We start from the raw sequence: 15273 nt of genomic DNA, 5'->3' as shown, positions 1-15273 counted from the left end.
CGCCTTGGCACGCCAGTAGTCTGCGTCGTGTGGGTCGGCCAGCCATCCGATCAGGCGCTCAGCGCCTGCACGGACGGCCGCGGCGGCGGGCAGCCGTCGCCGCGGCCGACCGGTGGCGTTCAGCGGGCGGCGGGCGGGCGGCAGGGCGGCACGGCGGGGCTGTCCCTGGTGCGGACGGCGGGGAGCCAGGCCTCGGGCGGCACGGAGGCGTGGGAGAGGCGGACGCGGAACCAGCGGGTGGACCGCAGGTCCTCCTCGTCGACGATGGGCTGTCCGTCGTCGACCCGGCAGTCGGCGGTGAGCAGGTCGCCGTGCCAGACCCGGGTCCGTACGACGTTCTCCGCCGTGTAGGGGCGGTGGGGATCGACCGCCAGGCCCAGACTGCAGTGCCGGTCGTGGTCGGTCCGTTCCTGGCAGCCCCGTTCCGCGTTGAAGACCCGCACGGTGTCGGCCGGCGCGCCGGGACCGGGCCCGGTCGTGTCGGCGCTCAGGGCGGCGCCGGTGCCGCAGAGCGCGGCCGCGAGCACCGCCGCGCGGGTCCCGCGGCGGAGCGTGCGCCGGGGAGCGGCGGGGCCGCCGCGCCGGGCGGCGATGCGGGCGAGCAGGCTCTCGGCCGTGTGCGGGGCGCGGGCGGCGTGGGTGGGGGAAAGGCAGTCGGCGACGACCGCGCGCCAGAACGGCGGCACGGCGGGGTCCAGGCGGAGGGGCGCGCGGCCCGCACCGTACTCCTGGGCGGCGGCGCTGCGGGCGAGGGGCGTGGCGCCGGGGAAGGGGGCGGCGCCGGAGGCGAAGAGCTCGTGGAGGACGATGCCGAGGGCCCAGATGTCGGCGCTGGCGCGGACCTGGACGCCGAGCTCTCCCAGGGGTGCCCGCCGGCGTTCCGGCGGCAGGTAGTCGAGCGTCCCCAGCGGCGGTGCGTAGCCGTGGGTGCCGGTCAGTTCGGTGGCGAGGCCGAAGTCGGAGAGCTTCACGGAGCCGTCCTCGCCCAGCAGGACGTTCTCCGGCTTGAGGTCGGCGTGGACCCATCCCGCGCGGTGGAGGTGGGCGAGCCCCTCGCAGATGCCCGCGGCGATGCGGTCGCGGTCGGCTTCGGCGGCGCCCGCGTCGAGGAGTTCGCGCAGGCTGCCGGCGGCCCGCTCCATGACCAGCACCAGGGCGCCGTCCAGCGGGGGGTGGTCCGGTGCCGAGAGCGCGAAGGAGTCCAGGAGGCCGATCAGCCGGGGGTGTCCGGCCCTGCGGCCCAGTTCGACCTCGCGGTGCGCCGACTCCGCGATCCTGCGTGCCTGGAGGGGGGCGAGCCCGGCGGTCGGCATGATCTTGAGGGCGACCTCGGCGGCGGGTGACCGCGCCGCGGAGCCGGAGCGTCCGTGCCCGGGGGCCGGGCGCGCCGCGTAGACCGTGGACCAGCCGCCGGTGCCGATCCGCTCGACGACCTCCCACTCCCCCACCCGGCGGCCGGGCGGGAGCCGTTCCGGAAGGCCGTCCGGGCCCGGGGTGGCGCCGCGTGCGTGAAGGGGCGTCATCGCGCGGCGTTCCGCTCGTGTCCGGCCGCCCGGGGCGCGGGCGGCAGCAGGGCGAGGTGTTCCTCCCGGACGAGTCCGAAGCGGAGCGCGAGCCCGACGATCTCCTCCCGTTTGCCGTTGCGGCGGTCGCCGTGGCCCTGCGCGCGGCCGTCGATGCGCAGCTTCTCCTCGGCGAGGTAGTCGATGTGCGAGCTGACGGCGCGGGCGGTGAGCGGGGCGCGGTCGGCGTGGGCGCGGAGCCGGTCGACGATCCGGGGCGTGGTGGGGACGGCGACGCGGGACTGGTCGCGCAGGCGCGGTTCGCAGAGCGCGACGAGGACGAGGAAGTAGGTGGCGGTCTCGTCGAGGGAGTAGGCGGTGACCGTGCGGCTCTCCCAGGGGCCGCCGACGGCCCCGGGGTCGAGGTACACGTGGTCGGGTGCGAACACCTGGAAGGTGACGGGGAGTTCGCCCCGGGTGGGCAGTACGACCCGGGCGAACTCGAAGGGGACCGGTGCCCCGACCCGGCGCGGCGGGACCCTGAGGTACTCGCCCGCCCCCTCCGGGTTCTCCACAAGGTAGGTGTGGGTGCCGCTGTGGTTGGTCAGCTGCCAGTGGTCGTCGGTCACGCGGATCTCCCCGGCGAGCCGGGAGACCGCGGCGTCGGCGAGGCGGAGTTCGACCGGGGTGCCCGGGGATCCGCGGCCGAAGCGCGCGACCTCGCCGGGACCGAGCCTCAACGTGACCGCCTCGGCCCGCCGTTCGCCGTCGCCGGCGCCTCCGCAGCCCTGCGGCAGATGTACGACCACGCCGCTCATCGCGCCCCCCTTCCGCATCGCCCGCCAGCCGGACGAGCGGAACGATACCCACCCCTTACCGGGGTGTACCGGCACGCTTCGGCCACCCGGCGCCGGTCTCGGATCCGGCCGCTTCCGGGCGGAGTCCGAGACCGGATCGGATACGCGACGAGGCCGTCCGGGAGTGCGCCGGACAGCGGTCGGGAGCGTCGGCGCCGGCTGTGACGGGGGACACCTCTCTCCTCCGCCACGGACGGCTTTTAGAACGCTTTTCCAGTTTTCCGGGCGGCGGAATCAAGCGTTCCAGCCGGGGTGGCGACAGGCGTGGCGCCGGTGGAACCACCGGGACGCGGCACGGCGTCGCGTCCGGGACCGGGACCGCCGAGCGGTCCGGCCCCGGTCGCAAGGTGGGAAAGGTCACGGCCCGGGGCGTTCGGACGCGCCACCCCTCCCGGCCATCCGGCCGGTTCGGGCGCCTCGCGCCGCCCGTCGCGTGGCGCGATCCGTACGCCGGGACCCGCGGCGCCCCGGCTCAGGGGACGGGGGCTCCCGTGACGACGGGTGCGATCGGCCGGTCGCCGAACGCGGTCCACGGCTGCCACTCGCCGCTGGGCCGCGCCTGGACACGGGTCCGCACCCCGCCCTCCGGAGTGACGGCGAGGACGTGGATCCGTCCGGTGGCGTCCACCGCGGCGGTGGGCGTGGCGGCGAGGCGGAGGTCCGGTTCGCCGAACTCGCGCCCGGGGTCCCACGCTCCGCCCGGAGCGAGCTGCCGACGGTGGACGAGCCGGGCACCGCCGGGCGACAGCGAGAAGGCTTCGAGACGGCCGTCGGCGTCGACGGCGAGGGCGGGGGCGCCGGCGCTCCAGCCGAACAGCGGCTGCCACGCGTCCCAGCCGCCGCTGGGCACGGTCTGCCGTCGGATGAAGGTGCCCAGCCCGGAGGGCCCGGCGGCGGCGACGGTCAGCCGCCCGCTGCCGTCCCGGGCGACGCGCGGCGCGGAGCCGGCCGGGCCGCCGAACGGGTGCCACTCCGGTGTCCACGCTCCCCCGGGTGCCTCCTGCCACCGGTGGCGGATGCCGGCGCCTCCCGGACTCGGCGCGAACACCTCCAGGCGGCCGTCGGCGTTGACGCCGACCACCGGCGGGGCCCCGGCGGCACCGCCGAAGCCGGGCTCCCACGGGTCCCAGGCGAGCGATCCCGGCGCCGCCTGCCGACGCCGCGCGAAGGAGGCACCGCCGGGCGCCAGGGCGAAGACCTCCAGACGGCCGGCGGCGTCACGGGCGACGGCGGGCGCGGCACCGGCGGGGCCGCCGAACTCCTCCCAGTCGAACCAGCCGCCGTCCGGCCGCTGGACGCGGTGGTGCAGGTTCACGCCGCCGGGAGCGAGCGAGAACACCTCCAGCCTGCCGTCCGTACCGCGCCCGAGGGCCGGGACCGCGCCGGCCGGGCCGCCGAACCGCTCCCACTCCGACCAGAGACCGGCGGCCGGGTCGAGCTGGACGCGCCGCAGCACCGAGCGGTCGACGGCGTCGAGGGCGAAGACGGTGAGGCGGCCGCCGGTGTCGAGAGCGGCCACCGGATCGTCCGGGCTCTGCCAGGTCGGCGGCGCGGCGCGCCACTCCAGGGGCGCCACGTACACGCCCTGCCGGAACCAGCCCGCGGCCGTGACGTACCACGCGTCGCCGTCGGCGACCGCCTCGACGGCGTGTCCGGGCACATGGCCCGCCCAGCCGGCGAGATCGAAGCGGAAGGGGTCCCGGGACGCCAGGACGTCGGTCCCCTCGTAGCCGCCCCTCGGACCGATGAACAGGTAGTACCAGCCGTCCCGTTCCACGACGTACGGCGACTCGGTGACCGAGACGGTGGCGTCCGTGCTCGCGTCGGCGAAGGCCGTGCCCGGGGCGCTCCAGTGGACGAGGTCGCCGGAGCGCCGGTACGCCACGACGTGCCGGCCTCCCGGACCCGAGAGCTCCGTGTAGTACACGACCCACGCGTCACCGACCCGCAGCACCATCGGGTCGCGGGCGGCGAGCCCCCGGAACAGCGGTCCCGAGGGTTCGCGCGTCCAGGTGGACAGATCGGTGGAGGTGGCGAGGTTGATCGCCGCGCCGCCCTGCCCGCCCGCCGCGTAGAACATCCGGTACCTGCCGCCCGCCTCGACGACGTGCGGCGCCCACAGGTGTTCCTCGCCGTGGTAGGCAGGGTCGACGGTGAGGGCGTCGGCGTGGGTGGTCCACGGCCCGTGCACGGTGGGGGCGGAGGCATGCGCGAAGGTGACCTCGGCGCCGCTGTCCGGGGCCTCCCCGCGCGGTGCGCTGTTCCCCACGATGCCGAACAGGTGCCAGCGGTCCCGCGCCTTGATCAGCGTGTGGTCGTTGAGGTAGCGCGGCGACGTGGCTGTGGAGGGGTCGTACACATGGGTGAAGGGACCCGAGCCGATCCACCGCGCTGACGGGACGGGCCCGTCGGACGCGCGGGCGGCGGGGCCCGCGCCGAGGAGCGGGAGGGCCGCCGCTCCGGCGGCGCCCCGCAGCAGGTTCCGTCTGCCGACCGGTCGCATGTCAGTCGAGTCCCGGGCCGGCGGAGTCGTTGACCCAGCCCCAGGCGGACCAGGTGGAGAAGCCGGTCTGCCAGCGGTGGAAGGTGCCGGTGGGGTTGGCCCCGAAGACCTCGATCCGGCCGTCGGCGTTCGTGGCGGCCGCGACCTCCGTGCCTCCGGTGCCGAAGGTCTCCCAGGCGCTGTACGGGGCGTTGACCCCCGTCTGCCAGGAGTGCGCGGCGGTGCTGCCGTTGACGGCGAAGACCTCGACCCGCCCGTCCGGCCCGCGCTCGCTGGTGAGCCGCGCGTCCGCGGGGCCGCCCGTCGGCTCCCACGCGGACCAACTCGCGGGACCCGTCTGGTACTTGTGGAAGATGCCGACCGGGCCGGAGGCGAACACCTCCAGGCGTCCGTCGGCGTTGTGGTCCACGGTCAGGTCGTGTCCGCCGCCGCCGAAGGTGTCCCACCCGGACCAGCCGCCACTGGGGGACGTCTGGTACTGGTGCTGGAAGACGTCGCCGTTGAGGGCGAAGACCTCAAGGCGTCCGTCGCGGGACTTCTCCATCTCCACCCGGGCGTCCGCCGGCCCGCCCCCGGTGGGCTCCCAGTCCGACCAGCCGCCGTTCGGCGCGGTCTGGTACTTGTGGAACAGACCGGCGGGCCCGGACGCGAACACCTCGATCCGGCCGTCGGCGTTCACCCCGGCGGCCGCGTCCTCGCCGCCCCCGCCGAAGGTCTCCCAGCCCGACCAGCCGCCGGACGGGGACAGCTGGTAGCGGTGGAGGAAGGTGTCGCCGTCGATCGCGAAGAGCTCCAGACGGCCGTCCGCGTCGGGCGCGACGGCCAGCTCCGCGCCGACCGGGCCGCCGAGCGGCTCCCAGGCCGACCAGGCGCCGTTCACCTCGACCTGCCAGGCGTGGTGCACGCCGTCGGCGCCCGCGGCGAACACCTCCAGACGGCCGTCCGCCGACCGGGCGGAGACGACCCGGCCCGACTCCGCCGGGTACACGAGCGGAGCGGGCCCGGGCTCTCCCGGGTGCCCGAGACGGTCGACCGCCACCCGGGCCTCGTCCATGTGCCGCGCGTGCAGGTTCCGGTTGTAGGTGGACCAGGGCTGCCAGTCCGTCCCGCCGGAGGAGATGGCGAAGGCGGCGTGCGCGTTGCACTGCGCGTCGTAGGCGCAGGCGTCGTCGACCTCCGGGTGCCAGTAGTCGTTGATCTGCCACAGGCCGCGGTCGGTGGAGGCCGGCGAGTTGTTCTGCGTGTTGGACGCCAGGGGGTCGCAGCTCGACTCGGCGAGGGCCACGGCCACCGCGGTCACCAGTGCCTCGCCCCGGAAACCGGCCTGGTAGCCGACCTGGGCGCACAGATCGCTCCCGGCCGCGTGCGCCGGCGGCGCCCCGGCGAGCGCGCCGGCGGCGAGGAGCAGCGACGTGAGGGCCGACGCGGCGATCCGGTACGGAGCCCGGCGTCGTGAGGGCTGGGGGCCGCCCGCTGCGGGGCGTCGAACGCTCGTCACCTGCGGTCTCCTCGGGTGGGGTGGTACGCCGGCCCGTCGGGTGGAGGGGTGCGCGGCCCGCCGCACGGGGGCGCGCCGCGCACCGGGCTCACGCCTTGCGGAGCCGGTCGATGATGCCGTCGATGTCGCGCTGCATCATGTCGTGGCGGATGAAGTGGCCGCCCGGCAGCTCGTGCCACTCGTGCGGGATGCCCGCGTTGCCGAGGAGGGAGCGGAACTCCCGCTGTCCGGCGAGGACATGGGTCTCGTTGGCGGTGTCGAACCAGTTCACCGGGTCCGGGCTGGTGCCGGCGACGAGGAAGACCCGCTTGTGGCGGTAGCTCTCGATCCGCTGGACCGGGTTGTCGGCGTTCACGCGCGCCTCGTCCCAGAACGGCGCGCCGTAGACCGTGCCGCCGCCCAGTTCGAGCGCCGCGGAGGTGGCGTTGGCCCAGTGGACCACCATGCCGTTGTCCCGGCGGAGGCTGGCCGGGCCCGAGTGGGAGCTGACGGAGGCGAAGTGGCCGTAGTACTTGGCCGCGTACTTCAGCGCGCCGAAGCCGCCCATCGAGAAGCCGGACACGGCACGGCCGTCGTACTCGGCGTAGGTGCGGAAGTTGGCGTCGATCCACGGGATCAGCTGCGCGATGTGGAAGTGCTCCCAGTTGCGCGGGCCGACGTTGGAGCTGACCGGGTTGGAGTACCAGCCGGTCCGCCCGCCGTCGGGCATGACGACGATGATCGGCTTGCCCGCGGTCCAGGCGCGGATGCCCTCGCGGTCGAAGGTGATGAAGTCCTGCTCGCCGCCGTGGAGCAGGTACAGCACGGGGTAGCGGCGGCCGCTCCAGTGGTAGTCGTCGGGCAGGAGCACGTTCACGGCGGGGTTCCAGCCGATGGCGTCGGTGGAGAACCGGTAGTACCACATGCGGTGGTCGGTCTCGCCGCGCTCCACGATCCGCAGCCCGAAACCGTCGCCGACGGCGGCGGCCGGCCCGGCCGCGGCGACGACGCCCGCGCCGCCGAGGGCCAGGGCGGCCGACAGGCCGCCGGCGGACTTGAGGATGTTCCTGCGCGAGGGGTGCTGCGCGCTCAACGTGACCTCCGGGTCGAGAACATGGGGAGGTCCGGAGGGCGGCGGCGGGACTCCCGTGCCGGGCCGGTCCGGACCGTACGGTCGAACGGTCGAACGGTCGAACGGTCGAACGGTCGAACGGTCCGGAAGCTAGCAACGGGACGGGCGGGACGGGACCCGGAACGTTACGGACTGACGCCCGGGAGCGCCGGCGCTAGAAAGGGAGGGCCGAGCCCTCCACGGACGGCGGGCCGCCCCCGCGCGGGACGGGCGGCCCGACGCGCCGTGCGGCGGCACCCCGGAGGAATCCGGGGTGCCGCCGCACGGACGTACGCGGGAGGGTCAGGACGCCGGCGTCGCGCTCTCCGGCTTCCGGAACAGGAGCAGCGTCGAGGCGCCGAACGCCTCGGTGTCGGTGTGGGTGCTGCTCACCAGGGTGAAGCCGTGCTGCCTGATCTCCTCGACCAGGGCGTCGCCCTGCCGCTCGGCGTAGGGCAGGACCTCCAGGCCGATGTTCTTCTCGCCGTCCCCGACCCGGATCTTCCGGGGGATCACGCGGCCGGGCACGAGGTCGGCGGCGATCTCCTCGTAGTCCGGGATGGAGAAGAAGCCCTTGCCCCACTCGCTCGCACAGTGGTCCACGACGAAGTGGCCGCCCGGGCGGAGGATCTCGAAGACGCGGGAGATGTGGCGGGCCCGCTGCGTGTCGTCGACGAGCATGTGGAGGCAGCCCATGTTCATGGCCAGCTCGAAGCTGCCCTCCTCGAAGCCGCGGAGGTAGATGATGTCGCGCTCCATGAACCCGGAGGGGTTCAGGTTCGCGGCCGTGGCCCGCTCGCGCGCACGGGACAGGGCCGAGTGCGACACGTCGACCGAGACGACGTCGTGTCCCTGGGACAGGAGGTACAGGGAGTCGCGGCCCTCGCCGCAGCCGAGGTCGATGATCCGCTGGGAGAAGACCTCCGGGCGCTCCTTCATCAGCTGGAGGAGGGAGGCGTTCGGCTCCTCCGACTCCCACAGCTCGGCGCCGTTCTCGTACACGGTCCGGTAGCGGTCCTCGTAGCCGAAGTAGTAGTCGTCGATCGAGCCGACGATGTTCCGCACGTCGTCGCTCGTGGGAGAGAACTCCACGGGCGAGGCCGTGACGTCCGCCTCCCCGCCCAGGACCATCAGCGCCGTGTCGTCGACCAGCCCGATGGCCAGCAGGTACTGCGACTCGTCGCACTCGACCGGTTCGCCGACCCCGAAGGGCGCACAACAGTCCTTCAACGTCTCCAGGGTGATCGCGGCGGCCTTCTCACATCGGAAGATCGCCGCGCGTCCCTGGGTCACCTTGACGACGAAGCCGGCCGAGCCGTCCAGCTGCCACACCGTCGTGCGGTCCTTGAGCCGGATCTCGGTCAGCTGCATGCCCTCGGGCGCGATCTCGTCGGATATCGCCTGGTAAAGGCTCACGTCAGTACCCCCTGTGAATGGTTCTCGGATGTGCGCAGTTCCGCCAGGCGCTCTTCGTAGCGCTGGATGACGGGGCCTTGGTGCCGGAAGAACCGGCCGGAGTCGCGCAGCTGCCGCGCGAGCTCGTAGTCGCGGGAGCGCAGAGCGGCCTCGATGCCGGTCATCTCGATGACGTCGCGCTGGGCGTTGCTTCCGCCCATCGCGGCCGAGTGACGGAAGGACCTGGCCAGCCGGGCCGCCGCGTCGGCGTAGTCGCCGGTGGTGAAGGAGCGGAAGCCGAGGAAGATGTCGACCATCTCGTCGGACACCTTCTCGCGCCGCGAGAGGACCGCTTCCAGGAGGGCGTCCGCGCGCCCGTGGTCGCCGACCTGGCAGTAGGTGAGGTAGGCGTGGAAGTCGTTGAAGAGGTACCAGTTCTCCTCCGTGTACGGCTTCCAGTCCTCGTGGAGCGACTGCCAGTACGCGGAGAGGTCGAGCGAGGGCCTGACGAGGGCGAGGCGCCAGAGCAGCGTCACGGCGTCGAGGTCCTCGGCCGAGCGCGCCGAGGTCTTGCGGCGGATGCCGATGCGGTAGCACGCCAGGACGTCCTGGACCCGGTCCGCGTACAGCTCGAAGAGGGCGTAGTGCCACCAGACGTGGATGCGCATGGGAGTGGAGGCGTCCCTGCCGCGCATGTAGTCCTGGATGTAGCGGGCGCCCTCTTCGTGACGGCCCGTCTCGTAGAGGCAGTGCACGAGGGCGTGCATGGCGTAGATGTCGTCGGAGTTCGCCTCCAGGGCGACCCCGCAGCGCTCGATGGCCGCCGTGACGAGGCCGTTCTCCTCCAGGGCGAAGGCGTGGAGGCCGTGCAGATAGCCGATGACGGGGTCGTCGTCCGCGAACCGGCCGACGGCGGCCTCGATCGAGGCCAGCATGTGCGGTGCGTCGCCGAGGTAGAAGTCGAGCATGTGCGCCGCGTAGAGCGAGACGGCGTCCCCGGGATACGTGTCGACGAGGGCCTGGAAGCCGTTCCGGGCCGTCACCAGGTCGCCGTCCGCCCAGGAGCCGACGGCGGAGAGCATGGCCCTGGTCCGCGGCTCGGCCGGTTCGGTCTGCCTGAGGGAATCGCAGATCTCCGCGGCCTGCAGGGCCGAGGGGCGCTCCATGGAGCAGAGCAGGTCGATGGCGAGCATGAGCGCCAGGGGCGGGGTGGACCGCGTGTGACGGCGACATCGTTCGTGGTCCAGTTTCATGGAGACCAATTGGACGATCGCCTTCTCGACGGCCTCCATGTCCGCCGGTTGCTCGACGAGCTGCGGAACGCCTCGGGAATCGTCAATCACTGTCATTCGGACACCTCACTCGGAATGAGTCGACGGCCTTGGACCGCGTGGATTCGGTGAAATGAGAGAACAAGCAACAGCGTCAGGGCGAACGGTGCCAGCCAGACGTGGGAGGAGAAGTACCGTCCGCCGGCCAGGACCGCGGACAGCAGGAGGAGCGAGTAGGCGTTCGCATGGGCCACGATCGCCCCGACCTGCTGCGGCGAGAAATGCGACGCCGCTTCCGAGCGCAGGATCACCCGCAGGGAGCCGAAGGCGCATCCGAGGATGAAGATGGCGATGGACTGCGGTACCCCGAACGCCGGGAAGAAGAGCCAGATCGCCATGGCGGCGACGACCGCGCCGGCGGCGCCCATCAGGATCCAGCGCAGCCCCGGGGTTTTCGTCACGCGGTGCAGGAACGTTCCAGCAACGGCCATTCCGATACCGAGGAGCATGTCCAGGATGCCGACGGTGAGCATGCTCCCGCCGTTGGCCAGGACCTCCAGGGGCAGCATGAAGTTGAACGTGCCCAGGATGGGCCAGACGAACATGAAGGCGAGGAGGTAGAGGACCCCGAGACCACCCGTGATCTTCGGCCTGGCCTCCTGCCGCGTCTGCTCCGCGGCGGACGCGGTCCGCTGCGCGCCCAGGCTCAGGACCGCCACGACGGCGAACAGGGCACCGCAGACGACCAGCACCCACTCGGCCCGGACCACCCGCGTGAACAGCGGTGCGAACAGCGGGCCCACCATGAGCGCGACCTGGTTGACGGTCATCGTCAGCGAGCTGGACCGGCGCAGCGCGTCGCCGTCGAGCCCGGACGCCTCGTCGTTGAACCAGACCTCCCAGGCCGACTCCAGGTAGAAGAAGAAGATCCACAGGACGAAGTTCAGGGCGACGACGACCTGGACCTGGCTGTAGCCCGCCGCGATCACCAGGAGCGTCAGCGCGACGCCGGCGAGTCCCGCGGCGGTCATCCTGGCCCCGCCGGCGATCGGCACGAAGCGGATCAGCGACGGGACGAAGACGGCGGGCACGAAGGAGAGGGCGGTGGAGACGGCGAGCACGTCGTATCCACCGTCCTGCGCCGACGCGATGTGCCAGTTCAGCAGGAGCAGCACCACTCCGCTGAAGAACCGGTAGAGACCGGAGTAGAGCGTGTACCGCCTCACTCCCCCGCCGCCTCGTCGACGACGAAGATCTGGTCGGCCAGCTCCTTCGCCACGTCGACCGGGAGCGAGGTCTTCTCGTCGAAGAGCCGGTCCCAGTCCAGTTCGACGAGGCCCTCCCTGTTGCTCCAGTTCTTGGCGCTCGTGGAGAGGTCGCCGCTCTTGGCGCTGATGTTGAGGCTCCGCACCTCGGGCGGCAGCGGCTTCCCGTCGAGCACGTCCTTGATCCGGCCCTCCCGGGCCTTCAGGAACGCGATGGCCGAGGTGCGGGTCGGCTCCGCGGCGGCGACGACGTCGAAGAGGTCGACACCGAGGTACGAACCGACGTGCACCCGGTAGGGGTTGAGCGCGTAGGCGCGCTCGACCTGGTCCATGATGCCGTCGCCGCCCGGCCGGGCGGCCACCTCGATCACCCAGGGCGTCCCGTCCGCGGCGAACTTGATCTCCACGTGGGCGAGGCCCCGGTCGACACCCAGCGCGACACAGGCCCGGACGGCCAGGTCGTTCAGCTCGGCGTCCTTGGTGCGGTGGCTCGGCACCAGGTGCGCGGTCTCGGCGAACCAGGGACGCGGGGACAGGTACTTCTCGGTCACGGCGAGGACCTGGGCCCGGCCCTCCCCGCAGAGGACCTCGACGGACACCTCGTCGTCGGAGTCGACGAACTGCTCCACGAGGTACTTGTCGCCGAGGATGTTGAACGACGATCCGTACTGGGCGATGACGGCCTTGGACTCCGCGAGACCGGCGACGGCCTCCTCGCGGGTGGTGGCCAGGACGACCCCGCCGCTGCCCCCGAAGTCGTACGGCTTGATGACCACCGGCAGCCCGATGGCGTCGAGGGCTTCGAGCAGCTCCTCCTCGGACTGCACGAGCAGGGAGCGGGGCGTGCGCACGTCCGCGTCCAGGAGGGCCCGCTTCATGGCGTGCTTGTTCCGGGCGTTGTTGACCGCGTCGACGCCCAACGCGCCGAGTCCGAGGGCGCGGTTGACGGCGTTCGCCGAATCCACCGTCCAGTCGTTCAGCGGAACGACGACCTTCGGCGTCCATCCCTGGGCGGCCTGCGCGCGGATGGCGCTCAGGAGGGATTCCGGGTCCTTGGGATCGGCCGACAGCATGTTGTCGAACGTGCGGTTGCGCTTGCGCACGGCGTCTTCCGCGGCCGCCCACACAGGAAGATCGGTAATCTGCTTCGCTCCCGAAAAGGCCCGTTCCCGGAGATACTGGTCGGCCCCGAGCAGGAGTACGTATTCCTTAGACTGCACAGATTTTCCCCATCTTCCATGGGTTTAGAAATGCTGGGATACACTCGGCGTCTTCGCACGTCATCGGGTCAGTGACACGTGCGGAATTCATTGCCGAGGGGGCGCCGGGACGCGGCAGCAGCGAATTTCTATCGTCTCTAGCTGCGCCTCATTTTATTTCCCCCATGCCCATTCTCCCCTTCCGCCGCCAGAGCGTAGCTTCGACAAACGGGGCGTGCAAGCGATCGTTTTCAGACTTGGCCAGAAAAGAACGGCACGCCGTGGAGGCACCACGGAATCGAGAATGCGTGCAGAGCGCAACGGATTGTCCGGTGCCGCCCGTCCCGAGGACGGCACCGGTATTGACCTGCGAAAACGCCGGCCTCGCGATCAGCCGGAGCGGTACCCCCAGCGGGCGGAGCCGTCCTTGCCCATGAAGCACTTCGCCGGACGGCCGTCGGCGGTCGTGGCGGTGGCACCCACGGGAGAGCAGAACTGGCCGAAACCGATCCCGGAAGCGGAGCCGGAGTCGCGGGTCGGCTCCGGACGCGACGGCTCGGGGTCCGAGGTGGCCCGGGAGCCGGACCCCGACTCTGACCCGGACCCGGACCCGGAATTCGGCTGCGACTCGGACGCCGGCTTGGGCTTGGGCTTGGGCTTCGGCTTCGGCTTCGGCTTCGGCTTCGGCTTGGGTTTCGGGGTGGGCTTCGGAGTCGGGCTGGGTTCTGCGCAGGAGACGCCCTCGGCGACGAGCCACAGGTCGACCCGCGTGGTGACGGGCACCTCGATGCCCGCCTCCGGCTGCTGCCGGCAGACCCGCCACTCCGCCAGGCTCGCGCGCCGGTCGTCCAGACGCTGCCCGGTGTGCGCGTGGAAGCCCGTCACGCGGTCGAGACCGAGGGGGGCGAGCTCCCGCCACGCGGCGTCGAACCGCTCGCCGACGAGGTCCGGCATGACCACGCGCCGGGTCCCGTCCCGTCGCGAGGGGCACGGTTCCGACTCGGGAACCGCGTAGAGCGTCAGCGTCCTGCCGTACGGGCGGACGCGCTCGCCGGGAGAGGGGTTCTGGAAGCAGACGCGCCAGCCGGCCTGAGACCCCGTCACCGTACGCAGCGCGGACGACGCGTCGGCGGCGGCCACCCGCCACGACGCACGGCGCGCCTCCCCTGCGGCCGTGGCCAGGGCGGCGCCCCGGAGGTCGGGCACGGCCGGCGCGTCGTCCGCCCCGCCGCGCGCCGCGGCATCGGGCTGCCCGGGACCGCTCGCCCCGGCGACCAGCATCGCGGCGGCCACCACGGCGACCGTCACCGGATGCCGCCGCATCCACGTGGCGGTCCGTCTCCCGCCGCCGGGCCGCAGCGGCGAGCCCGGGGGCAGGAGCTCTCCCGCCGCTTCCAGGAGCTCGCCCTTCGGGTCGAGCTTCGAGCCGTGCAGCTTGTGCGGCTTCCCGTCCACCAGGATCTCGACGGCGTCGAACAGTCCGTAGGAGCGGCGCAGGATCCGCAACGGCCCGGCCACACGCGTCGCCTTGGGCGCCACGAGGTTCCGGAGGAGGACCAGACCCTTTCCGGTGAGCACGGCGTAGCCCCAGCCGTCGTGGTAGACGGCCCGGACGGCCTCCCCCACCCCGAGCTCCCGCAGGAGCGCCTGCCGGTGACCTTCGGAGAGGGAACGGGCGTCGCCCGGCGCGACCTTGGCGGTGCGCGGGTCGTCGGCCAACGGATCGGACACAAGCTTCCCCGTGCTCGGAGGTACGACGGACGGCCCGGGACGGGCCCGCACGGCGCCCCCCGGACGTACCGGATGCTAGCCCCCGCCCGCGGAAGCCCCTGGTCCGGGCCCCTCGGCGGGAGCGACGGTTCCGGGCCTCCGCGCCAGAGCGGCTGTGATCGCGGCGAAGGCGACCGCGTGGCCCCGGGCGTTGGCGTGGACGCGGTCGGCGGCGTAGATCGCGGGGTCGGCGGCGAGCCGATGGTGGTGGGTGTCGACGTGGACGCCGCCGAGTGCGCGCGTCAGGTCGGCGGTGAGGGCGTCGAGTTCGTCGAAACGGGCGGCCATGCCGGGCGCGTGCTCCGGTGGGACGAGGCCCGAGCGGGCGAGGTCGAACAGGCCGATCGTGACGACCAGGGCCCCGGTCTCGGCGAGGGGTGCGAGGAGGGCGGCGAGCCGGCCCCGGAGCGTGGCGGGGTCGAACCGGCGGAAGGCGTCGTTGCCTCCCGCGCCGACCATCAGGGCCGGCCACCGTGACGCCCAGGTCCGCCACACCCTGTCCCGTCTGCTGAACTGGGCCAGGACCTGCGGCGTGACAGCGATCGCGGTCGCGGGCATCGGACCGTCCAGGCTCGACCAGAGGTCCTCGGGCGTGAGGAACCCCGCCCCTGCATCCCCGGACCACGCACCCGATGCGTGCAGCCGGACGCGGAGAGAACGCGGGCGACCAGGACACCCAAAACCGTTCGGGATGTCCGCAGTGAACAGGCATGGGTCCAAGACTCACTCCTGCTCACTGATGAGGAACGGTCCATCACGCCGGCGGTGACGCTGTCGCCCGGGACGGCGAGCCGCCGCCACGGGTGGTGACGGAGCAGTCCAGCGGCGGGGTCCCGGGCGACTTAGTACGGGTCGGACGACTCGGCGGTGAGGTCGGGGCGGTCGGCCGGCGGGTCCTGGACGGGGGTCCGGTCCGGCCGCGG

Annotated in this window: 11 protein-coding genes and 1 pseudogene; 1 reads left to right on the top strand and 11 read right to left on the bottom strand. The window is 72.9% G+C overall.

The features are described from left to right. Window positions 1-119 precede the first annotated feature (119 nt). The 11 genes from AB0E19_RS23440 to AB0E19_RS23390 all read right to left on the bottom strand — a co-directional run bounded on the left by AB0E19_RS23440 (window position 120) and on the right by AB0E19_RS23390 (window position 14809). Window positions 120-1523, bottom strand: a complete 1404-nt coding sequence (locus AB0E19_RS23440) for a serine/threonine-protein kinase (RefSeq protein ID WP_362183443.1) — start codon at window positions 1521-1523, stop codon at window positions 120-122. Further along, on the bottom strand, window positions 1520-2320 hold the full coding sequence (locus AB0E19_RS23435) for a serine/threonine protein kinase (protein WP_362183440.1): 801 nt from the start codon (window positions 2318-2320) through the stop codon (window positions 1520-1522). Before AB0E19_RS23435 ends, AB0E19_RS23440 begins: the two co-directional genes overlap by 4 nt. A 511-nt stretch (window positions 2321-2831) precedes the next feature. Continuing rightward, window positions 2832-4862 (bottom strand): family 43 glycosylhydrolase, encoded by a 2031-nt coding sequence (locus AB0E19_RS23430; protein ID WP_362183437.1) that lies wholly within the window; start codon window positions 4860-4862, stop codon window positions 2832-2834. Between the two features lies 1 nt (window position 4863). Further along, window positions 4864-6360, bottom strand: coding sequence for a hypothetical protein (locus AB0E19_RS23425; RefSeq protein ID WP_362183434.1), 1497 nt, complete (start codon window positions 6358-6360; stop codon window positions 4864-4866). 88 nt (window positions 6361-6448) lie between these two features. Further along, window positions 6449-7432 carry an esterase family protein gene (locus tag AB0E19_RS23420; protein WP_362183431.1) on the bottom strand — a complete coding sequence of 328 codons (984 nt, stop codon included), beginning with the start codon at window positions 7430-7432 and terminating at the stop codon, window positions 6449-6451. Window positions 7433-7753: 321 nt separating this feature from the next. Beyond that, the gene (locus AB0E19_RS23415; protein WP_362183428.1) at window positions 7754-8866 is read right to left on the bottom strand and encodes a methyltransferase domain-containing protein; all 1113 of its coding nucleotides are present in this window, start codon (window positions 8864-8866) and stop codon (window positions 7754-7756) included. Then, window positions 8863-10194, bottom strand: coding sequence for a hypothetical protein (locus tag AB0E19_RS23410; protein WP_362183425.1), 1332 nt, complete (start codon window positions 10192-10194; stop codon window positions 8863-8865). Before AB0E19_RS23410 ends, AB0E19_RS23415 begins: the two co-directional genes overlap by 4 nt. Beyond that, window positions 10191-11342 carry a hypothetical protein gene (locus AB0E19_RS23405; RefSeq protein ID WP_362183422.1) on the bottom strand — a complete coding sequence of 384 codons (1152 nt, stop codon included), beginning with the start codon at window positions 11340-11342 and terminating at the stop codon, window positions 10191-10193. Before AB0E19_RS23405 ends, AB0E19_RS23410 begins: the two co-directional genes overlap by 4 nt. Continuing rightward, window positions 11339-12484 carry an ATP-grasp domain-containing protein gene (locus tag AB0E19_RS23400; RefSeq protein ID WP_362183419.1) on the bottom strand — a complete coding sequence of 382 codons (1146 nt, stop codon included), beginning with the start codon at window positions 12482-12484 and terminating at the stop codon, window positions 11339-11341. Before AB0E19_RS23400 ends, AB0E19_RS23405 begins: the two co-directional genes overlap by 4 nt. A 486-nt stretch (window positions 12485-12970) precedes the next feature. Next, window positions 12971-14311: a PASTA domain-containing protein gene (locus AB0E19_RS23395; RefSeq protein WP_362183416.1), complete on the bottom strand. Its 1341-nt coding sequence runs from the start codon at window positions 14309-14311 to the stop codon at window positions 12971-12973. A 75-nt stretch (window positions 14312-14386) separates the two neighbouring features. Next, window positions 14387-14809 (bottom strand): GDSL-type esterase/lipase family protein, encoded by a 423-nt coding sequence (locus AB0E19_RS23390; RefSeq protein WP_362183461.1) that lies wholly within the window; start codon window positions 14807-14809, stop codon window positions 14387-14389. An 87-nt stretch (window positions 14810-14896) separates the two neighbouring features. Between AB0E19_RS23390 and AB0E19_RS23385 the strand changes: the two are divergent. Then, window positions 14897-15091 (top strand): annotated as a pseudogene (locus tag AB0E19_RS23385) (IS200/IS605 family accessory protein TnpB-related protein); the annotation flags it as partial. Window positions 15092-15273 lie beyond the last annotated feature (182 nt).

It is taken from the genome of Streptomyces sp. NPDC047974 (assembly GCF_040653375.1).
Classification (GTDB): domain Bacteria; phylum Actinomycetota; class Actinomycetes; order Streptomycetales; family Streptomycetaceae; genus Streptomyces.
Note: the sequence above shows the minus strand (reverse complement) of the source record. Positions and strands in the feature narration are given on the sequence as shown.

Coding starts and splice junctions, on each gene's coding strand:
- AB0E19_RS23430 (WP_362183437.1), bottom strand. CDS start 4,862: ATGCGACCGGTCGGCAGACGGAACCTGCTGCGGGGCGCCGCCGGAGCG.
- AB0E19_RS23435 (WP_362183440.1), bottom strand. CDS start 2,320: ATGAGCGGCGTGGTCGTACATCTGCCGCAGGGCTGCGGAGGCGCCGGC.
- AB0E19_RS23410 (WP_362183425.1), bottom strand. CDS start 10,194: ATGACAGTGATTGACGATTCCCGAGGCGTTCCGCAGCTCGTCGAGCAA.
- AB0E19_RS23440 (WP_362183443.1), bottom strand. CDS start 1,523: ATGACGCCCCTTCACGCACGCGGCGCCACCCCGGGCCCGGACGGCCTT.
- AB0E19_RS23390 (WP_362183461.1), bottom strand. CDS start 14,809: ATGGTCGGCGCGGGAGGCAACGACGCCTTCCGCCGGTTCGACCCCGCC.